The organism is Streptomyces sp. MZ04 (assembly GCF_004684775.1).
Taxonomy (GTDB): domain Bacteria; phylum Actinomycetota; class Actinomycetes; order Streptomycetales; family Streptomycetaceae; genus Streptomyces.
Map to the genome: position 1 here is coordinate 12,768 of NZ_SRIC01000036.1, position 15,415 is coordinate 28,182.

Annotated in this window: 14 protein-coding genes; 13 read left to right on the top strand and 1 reads right to left on the bottom strand. The window is 69.9% G+C overall.

What is annotated here, in order from left to right; genetic code table 11:
• Window positions 1-275: 275 nt before the first annotated feature.
• The gene (gene rpsD / locus E2651_RS11045) at window positions 276-890 is read left to right on the top strand and encodes a 30S ribosomal protein S4 (RefSeq protein WP_135330893.1); all 615 of its coding nucleotides are present in this window, start codon (window positions 276-278) and stop codon (window positions 888-890) included.
• Here rpsD and E2651_RS11050 read toward each other — a convergent pair.
• Window positions 878-3,055, bottom strand: a complete 2,178-nt coding sequence (locus E2651_RS11050) for an AAA family ATPase (protein ID WP_167828762.1) — start codon at window positions 3,053-3,055, stop codon at window positions 878-880. The genes rpsD and E2651_RS11050 overlap by 13 nt on opposite strands.
• Window positions 3,056-3,215: 160 nt before the next feature.
• On the opposite strand from E2651_RS11050, the gene E2651_RS11055 reads away from it, so the two are divergent.
• The 12 genes from E2651_RS11055 to E2651_RS11115 all read left to right on the top strand — a co-directional run bounded on the left by E2651_RS11055 (window position 3,216) and on the right by E2651_RS11115 (window position 15,370).
• Complete coding sequence (locus E2651_RS11055; RefSeq protein ID WP_135330894.1) at window positions 3,216-3,665, top strand: DUF948 domain-containing protein; 450 nt, start codon at window positions 3,216-3,218, stop codon at window positions 3,663-3,665.
• A gap of 7 nt (window positions 3,666-3,672) precedes the next feature.
• Complete coding sequence (locus E2651_RS11060; RefSeq protein WP_135330895.1) at window positions 3,673-4,020, top strand: DUF6167 family protein; 348 nt, start codon at window positions 3,673-3,675, stop codon at window positions 4,018-4,020.
• Complete coding sequence (gene alaS / locus E2651_RS11065) at window positions 4,020-6,689, top strand: alanine--tRNA ligase (RefSeq protein WP_135330896.1); 2,670 nt, start codon at window positions 4,020-4,022, stop codon at window positions 6,687-6,689. Before E2651_RS11060 ends, alaS begins: the two co-directional genes overlap by 1 nt.
• 20 nt (window positions 6,690-6,709) lie before the next feature.
• Complete coding sequence (gene ruvX, locus E2651_RS11070; RefSeq protein WP_135330922.1) at window positions 6,710-7,174, top strand: Holliday junction resolvase RuvX; 465 nt, start codon at window positions 6,710-6,712, stop codon at window positions 7,172-7,174.
• A 50-nt stretch (window positions 7,175-7,224) separates the two neighbouring features.
• Window positions 7,225-8,451, top strand: coding sequence for an RNA-guided endonuclease TnpB family protein (locus E2651_RS11075; RefSeq protein ID WP_135330897.1), 1,227 nt, complete (start codon window positions 7,225-7,227; stop codon window positions 8,449-8,451).
• Window positions 8,452-8,588: 137 nt separating this feature from the next.
• The gene (gene mltG / locus E2651_RS11085) at window positions 8,589-10,256 is read left to right on the top strand and encodes an endolytic transglycosylase MltG (RefSeq protein ID WP_135330898.1); all 1,668 of its coding nucleotides are present in this window, start codon (window positions 8,589-8,591) and stop codon (window positions 10,254-10,256) included.
• On the top strand, window positions 10,253-11,083 hold the full coding sequence (locus tag E2651_RS11090) for a shikimate dehydrogenase (RefSeq protein ID WP_135330899.1): 831 nt from the start codon (window positions 10,253-10,255) through the stop codon (window positions 11,081-11,083). Before mltG ends, E2651_RS11090 begins: the two co-directional genes overlap by 4 nt.
• Window positions 11,084-11,125: 42 nt before the next feature.
• Entirely contained in the window at window positions 11,126-11,362 is a 237-nt protein-coding gene (locus tag E2651_RS11095) for a hypothetical protein (RefSeq protein ID WP_135330900.1), read from the top strand.
• 129 nt (window positions 11,363-11,491) lie between these two features.
• Complete coding sequence (aroC, locus tag E2651_RS11100; protein WP_135330901.1) at window positions 11,492-12,676, top strand: chorismate synthase; 1,185 nt, start codon at window positions 11,492-11,494, stop codon at window positions 12,674-12,676.
• Window positions 12,673-13,188, top strand: a complete 516-nt coding sequence (locus E2651_RS11105; RefSeq protein ID WP_135330902.1) for a shikimate kinase — start codon at window positions 12,673-12,675, stop codon at window positions 13,186-13,188. The genes aroC and E2651_RS11105 overlap by 4 nt, the downstream gene beginning before the upstream one ends.
• Window positions 13,185-14,288: a 3-dehydroquinate synthase gene (gene aroB, locus E2651_RS11110; RefSeq protein WP_135330903.1), complete on the top strand. Its 1,104-nt coding sequence runs from the start codon at window positions 13,185-13,187 to the stop codon at window positions 14,286-14,288. Before E2651_RS11105 ends, aroB begins: the two co-directional genes overlap by 4 nt.
• Before the next feature lie 173 nt (window positions 14,289-14,461).
• Window positions 14,462-15,370, top strand: a complete 909-nt coding sequence (locus tag E2651_RS11115) for a Pro-rich N-terminal domain-containing protein (protein WP_135330904.1) — start codon at window positions 14,462-14,464, stop codon at window positions 15,368-15,370.
• Window positions 15,371-15,415: the final 45 nt, after the last annotated feature.

Consider the following 15,415-nt stretch of genomic DNA (forward strand, 5'->3'; position numbering starts at 1 on the left):
CAGAACGGGACATCCAGCCGGAGCCCCACGCCGCAAGGCAGCGGGGATCCAGGAGCGTCGCGCACCGTCGAAGGTGTCGCGGGCAGCCCACCACCATCCCGTACTCCGGGAACCGGCCGGTGGGCCACTCGCGTGCTGCACGTATGTGCCCAGACCAGGGAGCGGCTGCCCGCCGGATCCAGATCCACCGGATCCGATGGGTTTCCCAGGCTGCGGATTGCGACCTCCCTTAACCCTGGTGAAGCCGTATTCACAGAGAACAGAGAGGTTGGTTCATGCCGAACCAGTCCCGCCCCAAGGTCAAGAAGTCGCGTGCCCTCGGCATCGCGCTGACCCCGAAGGCCGTCAAGTACTTCGAGGCCCGTCCCTACCCGCCGGGCGAGCACGGCCGTGGGCGCAAGCAGAACTCGGACTACAAGGTCCGTCTGCTCGAGAAGCAGCGTCTGCGCGCGCAGTACGACATCAGCGAGAAGCAGATGGCCCGTGCCTACGACCGCGCCAAGAAGGCCGAAGGCAAGACCGGTGAGGCCCTGGTCATCGAGCTGGAGCGTCGCCTCGACGCCCTGGTTCTGCGTTCGGGCATCGCCCGCACGATCTACCAGGCCCGCCAGATGGTCAGCCACGGCCACGTCGAGGTCAACGGCGGCAAGGTCGACAAGCCGTCGTTCCGCGTCCGTCCCGACGACGTCGTGATGATCCGCGAGCGCAGCCGCGAGAAGCCGCTGTTCCAGGTCGCGCGTGAGGGTGGCTTCGCCCCCGACGGCGAGACCCCGCGTTACCTCCAGGTCAACCTGAAGGCCCTGGCCTTCCGTCTGGACCGTGACCCGAACCGCAAGGAGATCCCCGTGATCTGCGACGAGCAGCTCGTCGTCGAGTACTACGCCCGCTGACCCGGACGTAGCTCTCCCTGCTTCAGCCCGTCGCCCGGCCGCCCCTCGTGGGCGGGCAGGCGGCGGGTTTTCGCATGCTCGGGGCCGGTGCCGAGCGCCCGCGCCACCGCCGCGTCGGGCGTGAGCCGCGCCCCGGCCTCCCGGCACTCCTCGAAGCGCGCGTCACCAAGGAGCTCCCTGGCCTGCGACGCGCACAGCGTGTGCGGCCCGCCGAAGTACTCGGAGCCGAACAGCGGCTGGCCCACCGAAGGCCAGATGCGGGACGCGGCTCCCTGCAGCAGCGCCGCCTCGGCGGGATCGCCGTCCGCCACGGTGAACAGGGCGAGCAGCTCGATCGCGAGCACCGAGCCCAGCAGATCGTGGAAGGCGTGATCCAGGGCAAGGCACCGCCTCACCAGGTCACGGGCGGTGTCCACCTCACCGCGCGTCCAGGCCGCGAAGCCGAGGACGTACAGGGCGTACGCGAGAGTCCAGCGCTCGCCGTGGTCCTCGCAGACCCGGCGCACGTCCTCGCACAGCTCCACCGCGTCGGTGAGCCGGCCCCGGAAGGCCAGCGCCATCGCCAGCTCGACCTGACCCATCAGGACATTGCTGTTCAGCTCGCCGATCTCGCGGTACTGGGCGAGGGCCGAGCGCAGCAAGGTTTCCGCGCGCGGCATGTCGTCGCCGAGCAGCGCGAGGCAGCCGATGCGGTGCACGGCGTACGCGGCGGCCACCGCGCTGCCGGTACGTTCCGCCTCGTCCCCGCACTCCTGCAGCGCGGTGAGCGCGGCGACCGTGTCGCCCTGCAGGACCGCCACATAGCCGAGCACCCACAGCGCCTTCAGCCGCGAGTCGTCATGGCCGCCGTCCAGCTCGAGGGCGCGCTCCAGCCAGTGCCTGCCCTCCGCGAGGCGCCCGCAGCCGACCCAGTAGAACCACAGGCTGCCCGCCAGGTACTGGCCCAGATGCGTCTCGTCCGGCTCGGTCAGGCAGTACTCCAACGCGCCCCGCAGATTGGGCAGTTCGCAGTCGACGAGCGCGGCGACCCGCGCCTGCCGGGGCGAGAACCAGTCCAGCTCGCACCAGGTGGCGAGCCCCATGTACCAGTCGCGGTGGCGGCGCCGCATCCGGGCGGCGTCGCCCGTCGCCGCCAGCCACTCGGCGCCGTACGCCCGGACCGTGTCGAGCATGCGGTAGCGCACACCGGCCGGTCCTTCCTCCCGCGTCACGACGGACTGCGCGAGCAGCTCGCCGAGCACGTCGAGGACGTCGTCGGAGCGCAGTCCGTCCCCGCTGCAGATGTACTCGGCCGCCTCCAGGTCGAAGGGGCCGCAGAACACCGAGAGCCGGGACCACAGCAGCCGCTCGTCGGCCGTGCACAGCTCATGGCTCCAGCCGATGGCCGTGCGCAGGGTCTGGTGCCGCGGCGGCGCGTCCCGCCGGGTCCCCGTGAGCAGCCCGAACCGGTCGTCGAGCCGGTCGAGCAGCTGCGCCGGCGACAGCGACCGCAGCCGGCCCGCCGCCAGCTCGACGGCGAGGGGGATACCGTCGAGGCGGCGGCACACCTCCGCCACGTCGGCGTCGGTCTCCTCGTCCGGCGTGAAACCGGCCAGGCCCACCGCCGCCCGGTCGGCGAAGAGCGCGGCCGCGTCCGCGGTGGGCAGCGGCGCGAGCGGGAAGAGCCGCTCGCCGCCGGTGTCCAGCGGCCTGCGCCCCACGGCGAGGACCCGCAGGCCGGGGGAGCGCACCAGCAGATCCCGCACCAGCGAGGCGCAGGCGTCCACCAGGTGCTCGAACCCGTCGATGACGAGCAGGACGTCCCGCTGCGCGAGATGGTCGAGCAGCACCTGGCGCGGCGGCCGACGCGTGTGGTCCGTCAGCCGCAGCGCGTCGGCGACCGCGTGCTCCACCAGATCCGGGTCCCGCACCCCGGAGAGCTCCACCAGCCAGGCGCCGTCGCGCGCAGCGGCGTCCGCGGCGGCCCGGGCGGCGAGGCGTGACTTCCCGACCCCGCCGACGCCGGTCACCGTGACCAGGCGTCCGGCCGCCAACGCCGAGGCGATTTCCGCGAGTTCGGCCGACCGTCCGATGAAGGCGTTGAGCTCCAGGGGGAGGTTGCCGGTTCGTGCCGCGGAGGCCGAAGAAACGTGCCGGCGGTCGCCTGGGCGCTGATCGCGTCGCATGAGATACGGAGCGTACTCATCCGTAAGCAGTCAGTACAATCAGGTCGCGCAACTCCCTTGACCGTACGAGGTAATGCGGTGCGGAGCCGTCGCCCCGGCGCGATAGGGTCGGGGGACGACTTTTCGATGTTCGGGGCCGATGTTCAGGGAGCGGTGCACAGTGTCCGGTGGAGAGGTGGCCGGGATCCTGGTGGCCGTCTTCTGGGCGATCCTGGTCTCCTTCCTGGCCGTGGTGCTGGTGAGGCTGGCCCAGACGCTCAGGGCGACCACCAAGCTCGTCGCGGAAGTGACCGAGCAGGCCGTCCCGCTCCTCGCGGACGCCTCCACCGCCGTGCGCTCCGCGCAGACCCAGATCGACCGGGTCGACGCCATCGCGTCCGACGTCCAGGAAGTGACGTCGAACGCGTCCGCGCTCTCCACGACGGTGGCCTCCACCTTCGGCGGGCCCCTCGTCAAGGTCGCGGCGTTCGGCTATGGGGTGCGCAGGGCCCTGGGCCGCAAGGCAGGACCCGAATCAAACAATGTGCCCCCGGCGCCCGCCCGACGTACCGTGATCGTGGGGCGCACGGTGCCCTCCGCGCGGCGACGGGGCAAGCGGAAGAAGGACTGACGCAGCGATGTTCCGCCGTACGTTCTGGTTCACCGCGGGCGCCGCTGCCGGTGTGTGGGCCACCACCAAGGTCAACCGCAAGCTCAAGAAGCTGACTCCCGAGAGCCTCGCGGCGCAGGCCGCGAACAAGGCGATCGACGCCGGTCACCGCTTGAAGGACTTCGCACTCGACGTCCGGGACGGCATGGTCGAGCGCGAGTCCGAACTCGGCGAGGCGCTGGGCTTGAACCGCCACCCCGACGCCGAACTCCCCGCGCAGCGGCGCTTCGCGGTCATCGAGAACCACAGCGACAAGAACAAAACGAAGTACCTCGAGAACACGAAGTTCTCGTACAACCGGAATGAGGACCACTGATGGAGTCGGCAGAAATTCGTCGCCGCTGGCTGAGCTTCTTCGAGGAGCGCGGGCACACCGTCGTCCCTTCGGCGTCGCTCATCGCGGACGACCCGACTCTGCTCCTCGTCCCGGCCGGCATGGTGCCCTTCAAGCCCTACTTCCTGGGTGAGGTCAAGCCGCAGTTCTCGCGCGCCACGAGCGTGCAGAAGTGCGTGCGTACGCCGGACATCGAAGAGGTCGGCAAGACCACCCGGCACGGCACGTTCTTCCAGATGTGCGGCAACTTCTCCTTCGGCGACTACTTCAAGGAAGGCGCCATCAAGTACGCCTGGGAGCTGCTCACCAGCTCCGTGGCGGACGGTGGCTACGGCCTGGACCCCGAGCGCCTCTGGGTGACGGTCTACCTGGACGACGACGAGGCCGAGACGATCTGGCGCGAGAAGGTGGGCGTGCCCGCCGAGCGCATCCAGCGCCTGGGCAAGAAGGACAACTACTGGTCCATGGGCGTCCCCGGACCCTGTGGCCCCTGCTCCGAGATCAACTACGACCGCGGCCCCGAGTTCGGCGTCGAGGGCGGCCCGGCCGTCAACGACGAGCGCTACGTGGAGATCTGGAACCTGGTCTTCATGCAGTACGAGCGCGGCGAGGGCACCTCGAAGGAGGACTTCGAGATCCTCGGCGAGCTGCCCAGCAAGAACATCGACACCGGCCTCGGCCTCGAGCGTCTCGCGATGATCCTGCAGGGCGTGCGGAACATGTACGAGACCGACACCCTGCGCGTCGTCATGGACAAGGCCACCGAGCTGACCGGCGTGCGCTACGGCGCCGAGCAGGGCTCGGACGTCTCCCTGCGCGTGGTCGCCGACCACATGCGTACGTCCGTGATGCTGATCGGCGACGGCGTCACCCCCGGCAACGAGGGCCGCGGCTATGTACTGCGCCGCATCATGCGCCGCGCCATCCGCAACATGCGGCTCATGGGCGCCACCGGTCCCGTCGTCCAGGACCTGGTCGACGTAGTGATCGAGACGATGGGGCAGCAGTACCCCGAGCTCATCACCGACCGCAAGCGCATCGAGACCGTCGCCCTCGCCGAAGAGGCCGCCTTCCTCAAGGCCCTCAAGGGCGGCACGAACATCCTCGACACCGCCGTCACCGAGACCAAGGCCGCCGGCGGCAAGGTCCTGGCCGGCGACAAGGCCTTCCTGCTGCACGACACGTGGGGCTTCCCGATCGACCTCACCCTCGAGATGGCCGCCGAACAGGGCCTCTCCGTGGACGAGGACGGCTTCCGGCGCCTGATGAAGGAGCAGCGGGAGCGCGCCAAGGCCGACGCCCAGGCCAAGAAGACCGGCCACGCCAACCTCGGCGCGTACCGCGAGATCGCCGACGCCTCCGGCGCCACCGACTTCACCGGCTACACCCTCACGGAGAACGAGGCCGTGATCGTGGGCCTCCTGGTCGACGGCGTCTCGTCCCCGGCCGCCCGCGAGGGCGACGAGGTCGAGGTCGTCCTCGACCGCACCCCCTTCTACGCCGAGGGCGGCGGCCAGATCGCCGACTCCGGCCGCATCCGTCTCGACAGCGGCGCCGTCGTCGAGATCCGCGACGTGCAGAAGCCGGTCCCCGGCGTGCACGTCCACAAGGGTGTCGTCCAGGTCGGCGAGATCACCGTCGGCGACCAGGTCTGGGCCTCGATCGACAGGCACCGCCGCAATGCCATCGCCCGCGCCCACTCCGCCACGCACCTCACGCACCAGGCGCTGCGCGACGCGCTCGGCCCGACGGCCGCCCAGGCCGGTTCGGAGAACCAGCCCGGCCGCTTCCGCTTCGACTTCGGCTCCCCGTCCGCCGTACCCACGGTGGTCATGACGGACGTCGAGCAGAAGATCAACGAAGTGCTTTCGCGTGAACTCGACGTGCAGGCCGAGGTCATGTCGATCGACGACGCCAAGAAGCAGGGCGCCATCGCCGAGTTCGGCGAGAAGTACGGCGAGCGCGTCCGCGTGGTCACCATCGGCGACTTCTCCAAGGAGCTGTGCGGAGGCACGCACGTGCACAACACCGCCCAGCTGGGCCTGGTGAAGCTGCTCGGCGAGTCGTCCATCGGTTCGGGCGTGCGCCGCATCGAGGCCCTGGTCGGCGTCGACGCGTACAACTTCCTTGCCAAGGAGCACACGGTCGTCGCCCAGCTCCAGGAGCTGGTCAAGGGCCGCGCCGAGGAGCTGCCCGAGAAGATCTCCGCCATGCTCGGCAAGCTGAAGGACGCCGAGAAGGAGATCGAGAAGTTCCGCGCGGAGAAGGTCCTCGCGGCCGCCGCCGGTCTCGTCGACTTCGCCAAGGACGTACGCGGCGTCGCTCTCGTCACCGGCCAGGTGCCGGACGGCACGGGCGCCGACGACCTGCGCAAGCTGGTCCTCGACGTACGCGGCCGCATCCCGGGCGACCGCCCGGCCGTGGTCGCCCTCTTCACGACGGCCAACGGCCGCCCGCTGACGGTCATCGCCACCAACGAAGCCGCCCGCGAGCGTGGCCTCAAGGCCGGCGACCTGGTCCGTACGGCCGCCAAGACCCTCGGCGGCGGCGGTGGCGGCAAGCCGGACGTCGCCCAGGGCGGCGGCCAGAACCCGGCCGCCATCGGCGACGCCATGGCAGCCGTCGAGCGCCTCGTCACCGAGACGGCCTGATGTCTGAGCCTGCAGGCGGCATGCGCCGGGGCCGACGCCTCGCGATCGACGTCGGTGACGCCCGCATCGGGGTCGCATCGTGCGACCCCGACGGGATCCTCGCCACTCCGGTGGAGACGGTGCCGGGGCGCGATGTCCCGGCCGCCCAGCGCCGGTTGAAGCAGCTCGTCGACGAGTACGAGCCGATCGAGATCGTCGTCGGCCTCCCTCGCTCCCTCAAGGGGGGCGAGGGCCCGGCGGCCGTCAAGGTCCGCGCCTTCACCCAGGACCTCGCCCGCATGGTGGCACCCGTACCGGTGCGGCTCCTGGACGAGAGGATGACCACAGTGACGGCCAGTCAGGGCCTGCGCGCCTCGGGCGTGAAGTCCAAAAAGGGCAGGTCTGTCATCGATCAGGCGGCCGCCGTCATCATCCTTCAGCAGGCCCTGGAGTCCGAACGGGCGTCAGGTAAAGCTCCGGGCGAGGGCGTCGAGTTCACCGCTTAATTTCCCGGTTCAGCTGACGCCTCAGAAACTTGGTCTCTAATGTGTGAGACGTGAAGACCAAGCATGTGCGGCGGGCTTTCAAGTTCCGCTTCTACCCGACGGATGCGCAAGCGGCAGCGCTGTCCCGGACGTTCGGGTGCGTACGTAAGGTCTACAACTTGGCTCTGCAGGCCCGTACCGAGGCCTGGTACCAGAGGCAGGAACGAGTGAACTACGTACAGACGTCGGCCTTGCTCACTGAGTGGAAGAAGACCGATGATCTCGCGTACTTGGGAGCCGTCTCCTCGGTGCCGCTTCAGCAAGCACTGCGCCACTTGCAGGCTGCGTTCGTCAACTTCTGGGAGGGGCGCGCCGGGTATCCCAGCTTCAAATCGAAGAAGAAGTCGCGCTCGTCGGCGGAGTACACGCGTTCGGCATTTCGCTGGCGGGACGGGCGCCTGACGCTGGCGATGATGGATGATCCGCTGGACATTGTCTGGTCAAGGCCTCTGCCAGACGGCGCTGAGCCCTCCACGGTGACAGTGTCACGTGACGCTGCTGGGCGATGGTTCGTATCACTTCTGGTGGAAGATCCGTCCGTCCAGCCGCTTGGTCCCGCCGCGCATGATGCGGTGGCGCTTGATGTCGGGCTGACATCGTTGGTGACGCTCTCCACAGGAGAAAAGATCGCCAACCCCAGGCACGAACGTCGCGACCGTGGACGTCTTGCCCGAGCCCAGCGCCAATTGGCACGCAAGGAGGCTGGGTCGAAGAATCGGGAGAAGGCGCGACGGCAGATTGCAAAGATCCATGCTCGTATTACGGACCGTCGGAGGGATCACCTCCACAAACTGACTACTCGACTCGTGCGTGAGAACCAAACGATCGTGATCGAGGACCTGAACGTCCGGGGCATGCTGAAGAACCGTTCGCTGGCGAGGGCCATCTCCGATGCGGCATGGACCGAGCTCCGTGGCATGTTGGACTACAAGTGCGAATGGTACGGACGGCAGCTGGTCGTCGTGGACCAGTGGTACCCGTCGAGCAAGACGTGCTCGGCGTGCGGGTACCACCTTGCGAAGCTCCCTCTCAACGTCCGACAGTGGACGTGCCCCGCGTGTAGCACCCTGCATGACAGGGACGAGAACGGGGCGAAGAACCTTCTGGCCGTCGGGCAGGCGGTCACAGCCTGTGGAGCTGGTGTAAGACCTCAACGGGATGCTTCCCGGACGAGGCGGCCGGCTGCGAAGCAGGAAGCCAAGCAGGCGACTGCTGGACACTTCTCTCCGGAGAAATGAATGTCAACTGATCGCGATACGGTAACGTTCCGCGCGATGCGGCGGTGTTCGAACAGCTGCCGCACAGCATCAAGAGGCGGATCGGTTGCCCCTGCTATCCCAGTCGGCGGCCCCGCCTCGCGGCTTGTAGGGGATCGATGACTGAGTATGGCCGGGGCCCAGGCTCCGAACCGTGGCATCCCGAGGACCCGTTGTACGGGGACGGCGGATGGGGAGGACAGGCGCCCGCGGGCGGCCCGTCCACCTACGGCGGCCAGGGGCAGTACCACCCGCAGCAGCCGCACCAGCCTCAGCAGCACCCCCAGCAGGCCCAGTACGACGACTGGAGCACGGGCCAGCAGCAGGCCTACGGTCAGCAGCAGTACGACGGGACCGGCGCACAGCAGCAGTACGACGGCGGCTGGGACACCGGCCGGCAGGGCCAGGTCCCGTACGGCGGCGACCCGGTGGACCCCTACGGCGGCCAGCCGGGCGGCTACGGCGGGGAGAGCGCCGACTTCTACGGCACCCCCGACGCGTACCCGCCGCCGGAGCCGCCGCACCGCCGCCGCCCGGCCCCCGAGCCGGAGCCGGACTGGGATCCGGGCCCCGACCAGGGCGAGCACGCCTTCTTCTCGGGCGCCGACGACGATGACGACGAGTACGACGAGCCGGGCCGCAAGGGCGGCCGCGGGGACCGTCGGGGCGGCCGAGGCGGCAAGAAGCCGAAGAAGCGCCGCAGCGGCTGCGCCTGCCTGGTCGTGACGCTGGTCTTCGCCGGTGGTCTCGGCGGGGTCGGCTATTTCGGCTATCAGTTCTATCAGGACCGATTCGGTACGTCGCCCGATTACGCGGGTGAGGGCAGCGGTACGGCCACCGTGGACATTCCCAAGGGTTCCGGCGGTTATGTGATCGGCCAGAAACTGAAGGAGGCCGGGGTCGTCAAGAGCGTGGATGCTTTTGTCTCCGCGCAGGCGCAGAATCCCGAGGGCGATACTATTCAGGCGGGCGCCTACGTCCTGAAGAAGAAAATGTCGGCGACAAGTGCCGTCGAATTGATGCTGAGTCCGAAGAGCCGCAACAACCTCATTGTTCCGCCGGGTACGCGGAATGTGGCGGTGTATGCGGAGCTCGACAAGCGCCTTGACCTGAAGAAGGGCACCACGAAGGGCATCGCCCGCAAGGAATGGAAGAGTCTCGGACTTCCGGACTGGGCGACGTCGAACATGGCCAAGGACGTCAAGGATCCGCTGGAAGGCTTCCTCCACCCGTCCAGCTATCCGGTCGCCAAGGGCAAGAAGCCCGAAGACGTCCTGAAGGATATGGTCGCCCAAGCCACCGAGAAGTACGACCAGTTGGATGTGGAGTCGCAGGCCAAGCGGCTCAACCTGGACAACCCCCTCCAGGTCGTCACGGTCGCGAGCCTCGTCCAGGCCGAGGGCAAGTATAAGCGCGACTTCGACAAGGTCGCGACGGTCGTCTACAACCGCCTGAAGACCGGAAACACCGAGACATACGGGCTGCTCGACTTCGACTCCACGGTGAATTACCTCAAGGGCGAGTCCAAGCTGGCCACGGGTTCGGTCGACGGCCTCCGCAAGATCAACGATCCGTACAACACCTACAAGATCAAGGGTCTGCCTCCCGGTCCGATTGGGAATCCCGGAGACGAGGCGATCGACTCCGCGCTCCACCCGGCGAAGGGGAATTGGTACTACTTCGTATCGGTCAGTGCGGATGAGACGTTGTTCGCCGAGACCAACGAAGAGCACAACCGAAACCGCGAGAAGTACGAGCAGAACCAAGAGGAACAGAACGGCGAATGAGCGGGAAGCAAAAGCGCGCAGCAGTCCTGGGCTCCCCCATCGCCCATTCCCTCTCCCCGGTGCTGCACCGCGCCGCATACGGGGAGCTGGGTCTGGCCGGCTGGACGTATGACCTGTTCGACGTCGACGAGGCGGCGCTGCCCGGCTTCATCGCCGGGCTGGGTCCCGAGTGGGCCGGGCTCTCCCTGACGATGCCGCTCAAGCGTGCGGTGATCCCGCTGCTCGACGAGATCAGCGAGACCGCGGCCTCCGTGGAGGCCGTCAACACCGTCGTCCTCAAGGGCGACGGCCGCCGCGTGGGCGACAACACCGACATCCCCGGCATGGTCGCCGCCCTGCGTGAGCGCGGGATCGAGCAGGTCGAGTCCGCGGCGATCCTCGGCGCGGGCGCCACCGCGTCGTCCGCGCTCGCCGCGCTCGCGCGGATCTGCACGGGCGAGGTCGTCGCGTACGTACGCAGTGCGGCGCGCGCCGCCGAGATGCGGCAGTGGGGCGAGCGGCTCGACGTGGAGGTGCGGACGGCGGACTGGTCGGACGCCGAGCGGGCGCTCAGCGCGCCCCTGGTGATCGCCACGACTCCGGCGGGCACGACCGACGCGCTCTCGGGGGCCGTGCCCGAGCGGCCGGCCACCCTCTTCGACGTGCTGTACGACCCGTGGCCCACTGCACTCGCGGCCCGCTGGTCGGGGTGCGGCGGGGCCGTCGTCAGCGGGCTCGATCTGCTGGTGCACCAGGCCGTGCTGCAGGTCGAGCAAATTACGGGGCGGGCTCCGGCGCCGCTCGACGTGATGCGCAAGGCGGGGGAACACGCGCTCGACGGGCGTTAGGATCCACTCCTTTCGGCACTGATCAGGGGGAGTGCGTCGTCGATGGAGAGTGTCGTGTCCGCGGCCGGGAACGGGGTGACTCTGGCCTCGGGCCGGTGGGACGTGTTCGAGCTGCTGATCCAGTTCCTGTCCCGGTTCCTGCTGCTGCGGTTCCTGCCGGTCTGGCTGCAGTTGACCATCTTCGGCCTTGTTCTGACCGCCGCTGTCACGGTATGGGCCGTCCGGCGCGCGAGGGCGACCGACGGGCTCGGCGCGGCCGCCGCGGATGCCGAGGACTGAGCGGAGACGTCCGCCTTGTGGACCGGGGGCCGGGTCCCGGGCCCCGGCGTGGGAGGATCAGACGTGGCGGGCCAGGGCCGCGCACCCGGCCGCGCCACGCAGTTCCAGGCGCGAGCATGAGGAGCACCGTTGAGCAGGTTGCGTTGGCTGACCGCGGGCGAGTCCCACGGACCCGCACTTGTGGCGACGCTGGAGGGTCTTCCCGCCGGCGTGCCGATCACCACGGAGATGGTGGCCGACCACCTGGCCCGGCGGCGCCTCGGCTATGGGCGCGGTGCGCGCATGAAGTTCGAGCGCGACGAGGTCACCTTCCTGGGCGGCGTCCGGCACGGCCTGACCATGGGATCGCCGATCGCGATCATGGTGGGCAACACCGAGTGGCCCAAGTGGGAACAGGTCATGGCGGCCGACCCGGTCGACCCGGAGATCCTCGCCGACCTGGCCCGCAACGCCCCGCTGACCCGCCCCCGGCCCGGCCACGCCGACCTCGCGGGCATGCAGAAGTACGGCTTCGACGAGGCCCGCCCGATCCTGGAGCGCGCCTCCGCCCGCGAGACCGCGGCCCGCGTCGCGCTCGGCGCGGTGGCACGCTCGTACCTGAAGGAGACGGCCGGGATCGAGATCGTCAGCCACGTGACCGAGCTGGCGGCGGCCAAGGCGCCCTACGGCGTCTACCCGACCCCCGCCGACGTCGAGAAGCTCGACGCCGACCCGGTGCGCTGCCTCGACGCCGACGCGTCGAAGGCGATGGTCGCCGAGATCGACCAGGCCCACAAGGACGGCGACACCCTGGGTGGTGTGGTCGAGGTGCTCGCGTACGGGGTGCCGGTGGGGCTTGGCTCGCACGTGCACTGGGACCGGCGGCTCGACGCGCGGCTCGCCGCCGCGCTCATGGGCATCCAGGCCATCAAGGGCGTCGAGGTCGGCGACGGCTTCGACCTCGCGCGGGTGCCGGGCTCCAAGGCGCACGACGAGATCGTCTCCACCGACGAGGGCATCAAGCGCACCTCCGGCCGCTCCGGCGGCACCGAGGGCGGCCTGACCACCGGTGAACTGCTGCGTGTACGCGCCGCGATGAAGCCCATCGCGACCGTGCCGCGCGCGCTCGCCACCGTCGACGTCGCCACCGGCGAGGCCACCAAGGCGCACCACCAGCGCTCCGACGTGTGTGCCGTGCCCGCGGCCGGCATCGTCGCCGAGGCGATGGTCGCCCTCGTCCTGGCCGACGCCGTCGCCGAGAAGTTCGGCGGCGACAGCGTGCCCGAGACCCGGCGGAACGTGACGTCGTACCTCGACAACCTCCAGATCCGGTGACCGGCCCGCAGATCGTTCTGGTCGGGCCCATGGGCGTGGGCAAGTCGACGGTGGGCGCGCTGCTCGCCGAGCGGCTCGGCAGCGCCTACCGGGACACCGACGCCGATATCGTGGCCGCCCAGGGCCGGGAGATCGCGGACATCTTCGTGGACGAGGGCGAGCCGTACTTCCGTGAGCTCGAGCGGGCGGCCGTGCGCACGGCGCTCGCCGAGCACGACGGGATCCTCGCCCTCGGCGGCGGCGCGATCCTCGACGAGTCGACCCGGGAACTGCTCGCGTCACAGCCAGTCGTCTATCTGTCGATGGACGTCGAGGAGGCGGTCAAGCGCACCGGCCTGAACGTCGCGCGGCCGCTGCTCGCGGTCAACCCGCGCAAGCAGTGGCGCGAACTCATGGACGCCCGCCGCCACTTGTACGCCGAAGTGGCCCGCGCCGTCGTCGCCACCGACGACCGCACCCCCGAAGAGGTCGCCCAAGCGGTCCTCGACGCACTGGAGTTGAAAGAAGCATGACGGAGATTTCGGGGCAGGCGCCCACCCGTATCCAGGTCGGCGGCACCGCGGGCACCGAGCCGTACGAGGTGCTCGTCGGGCGGCAGCTCCTCGGCGAGCTGCCCGGCCTGATCGGCGAGCAGGCCAAGCGCGTCGCGATCATCCACCCCGAGGCGCTCGCCGAGACGGGTGACGCGCTGCGCCAGGACCTGGCGGACCAGGGGTACGAGGTCGTCGCGATCCAGGTGCCGAACGCCGAGGAGGCCAAGACCGCCGAGGTCGCCGCGTACTGCTGGAAGGCGCTCGGCCAGTCCGGCTTCACCCGCAGCGACATCATCATCGGCGTCGGCGGCGGCGCCACCACCGACCTCGCCGGATTCGTGGCCGCGACCTGGCTGCGCGGGGTGCGCTGGATCGCCGTACCGACGACCGTGCTCGGCATGGTGGACGCGGCGGTCGGCGGCAAGACCGGCATCAACACCGCCGAGGGCAAGAACCTGGTCGGGTCGTTCCACCCGCCGGCCGGTGTGCTCTGCGACCTGGCCGCGCTGGACTCGCTCCCGGTGAACGACTTCGTGTCGGGCCTCGCGGAGGTCATCAAGGCCGGTTTCATCGCCGACCCGGTGATCCTCGAACTGATCGAGGAGGACCCGCAGGCGGCCCGCAGCCCGCAGGGCCCGCACACCGCCGAGCTGATCGAGCGCTCCATCAAGGTCAAGGCCGAGGTCGTCTCCGGTGACCTCAAGGAGGCGGGCCTGCGCGAGATCCTCAACTACGGCCACACCCTCGCCCACGCCATCGAGAAGAACGAGCGCTACAAGTGGCGGCACGGCGCCGCCGTCTCCGTGGGCATGGCCTTCGCGGCCGAACTCGGCCGTCTGGCCGGACGCCTGGACGACGCGACCGCCGACCGGCACCGCACCGTCCTGGAGTCGGTCGGCCTGCCGCTGAGCTACCGCTACGACCAGTGGCCCAAGCTTCTGGAGACCATGAAGGTCGACAAGAAGTCCCGCGGTGACCTGCTGCGGTTCATCGTCCTGGACGGCCTCGGCAAGCCGACCGTCCTGGAGGGCCCCGACCCGGCGGTCCTGCTCGCCGCGTACGGCGAAGTGGCGAACTAGAGCGCCTGAGCGGCGCACTGGATCACCAGTGTGACGCACTAGAACAAGCCACGGGCACCCTGCGGCTTCCCCGGCCGTTCACACAACGTCGGCCGGGGAAGGTACCGTTCGGTAGCGGGTGGCCCCGGCCGCCGCCCGACCAGCGTCAGTCGCACGAGACGGAGTGGCACCGGATGCAGCACGCAGTGGGATCTCCGCTGCCGCCGCCCCATCAGCCGGGGCACGGACCGGCCACCGGCTGGTCCCCGGCCGCACACCACCCGAGCGGTCCGCCGCCGGGTGCCGCGCCGGGCGGCCCACCGCCTCCCGCACCTGGCTTCGCGGGCGTTCCGGGCACGGCCCCGCACCCGCACGCCCCGGCACCGCAGCATCACGCGGCTCCGGGCGCCCCGCAGCACGTCGGGGCCCAACACGGCGCCCCCGTGCCCCCGACCCCGGACACGACGGGCCACATCCAGCTCCCGCCCGGCGGCCCCGTCGCCATGCCGAGCCCCCCTCTGGGCATGGCCCAGGCGGACACCGGCGCCACCACGCTGGCCGTCCTCCTGATCGGCCCCGCGGGCGCGGGCAAGACGAGCGTCGCCAAGTTCTGGGCCGAGCACCGCCGCGTACCGACGGCCCACATCAGCCTCGACGACGTACGCGAATGGGTGCGCTCGGGCTTCGCGGACCCTCAGTCGGGCTGGAACGACCACTCGGAAGCCCAGTACCGCCTGGCCCGCCGCACCTGCGGCTTCGCCGCGCGCAACTTCCTGGCCAACGGCATCTCCTGCATCCTCGACGACGCGGTCTTCCCCGACCGCCCGGTCGTCGGCCTCGGCGGCTGGAAGCGCCACGTGGGCCCCGGCCTGCTGCCCGTCGTCCTCCTCCCGGGCCTGGAGATCGTCCTGGAGCGCAACGCGGAACGCAGCGGCAACCGCCGCCTCACCGACGAGGAAGTGGCCCGCATCCACGGCCGGATGGCGGGCTGGTACGGCTCGGGCCTCCCCATCATCGACAACTCCCAACTGGACGTCCCCGCAACGGCCCGCGTCCTGGACGACGTCCTGGCCCGCTCGATCGCGAGCCCGCCCAAGTGGTAGCCCAGGCCCCCGCCTGATGCCCCGGGGACGTCCCGGGCCGCTCGG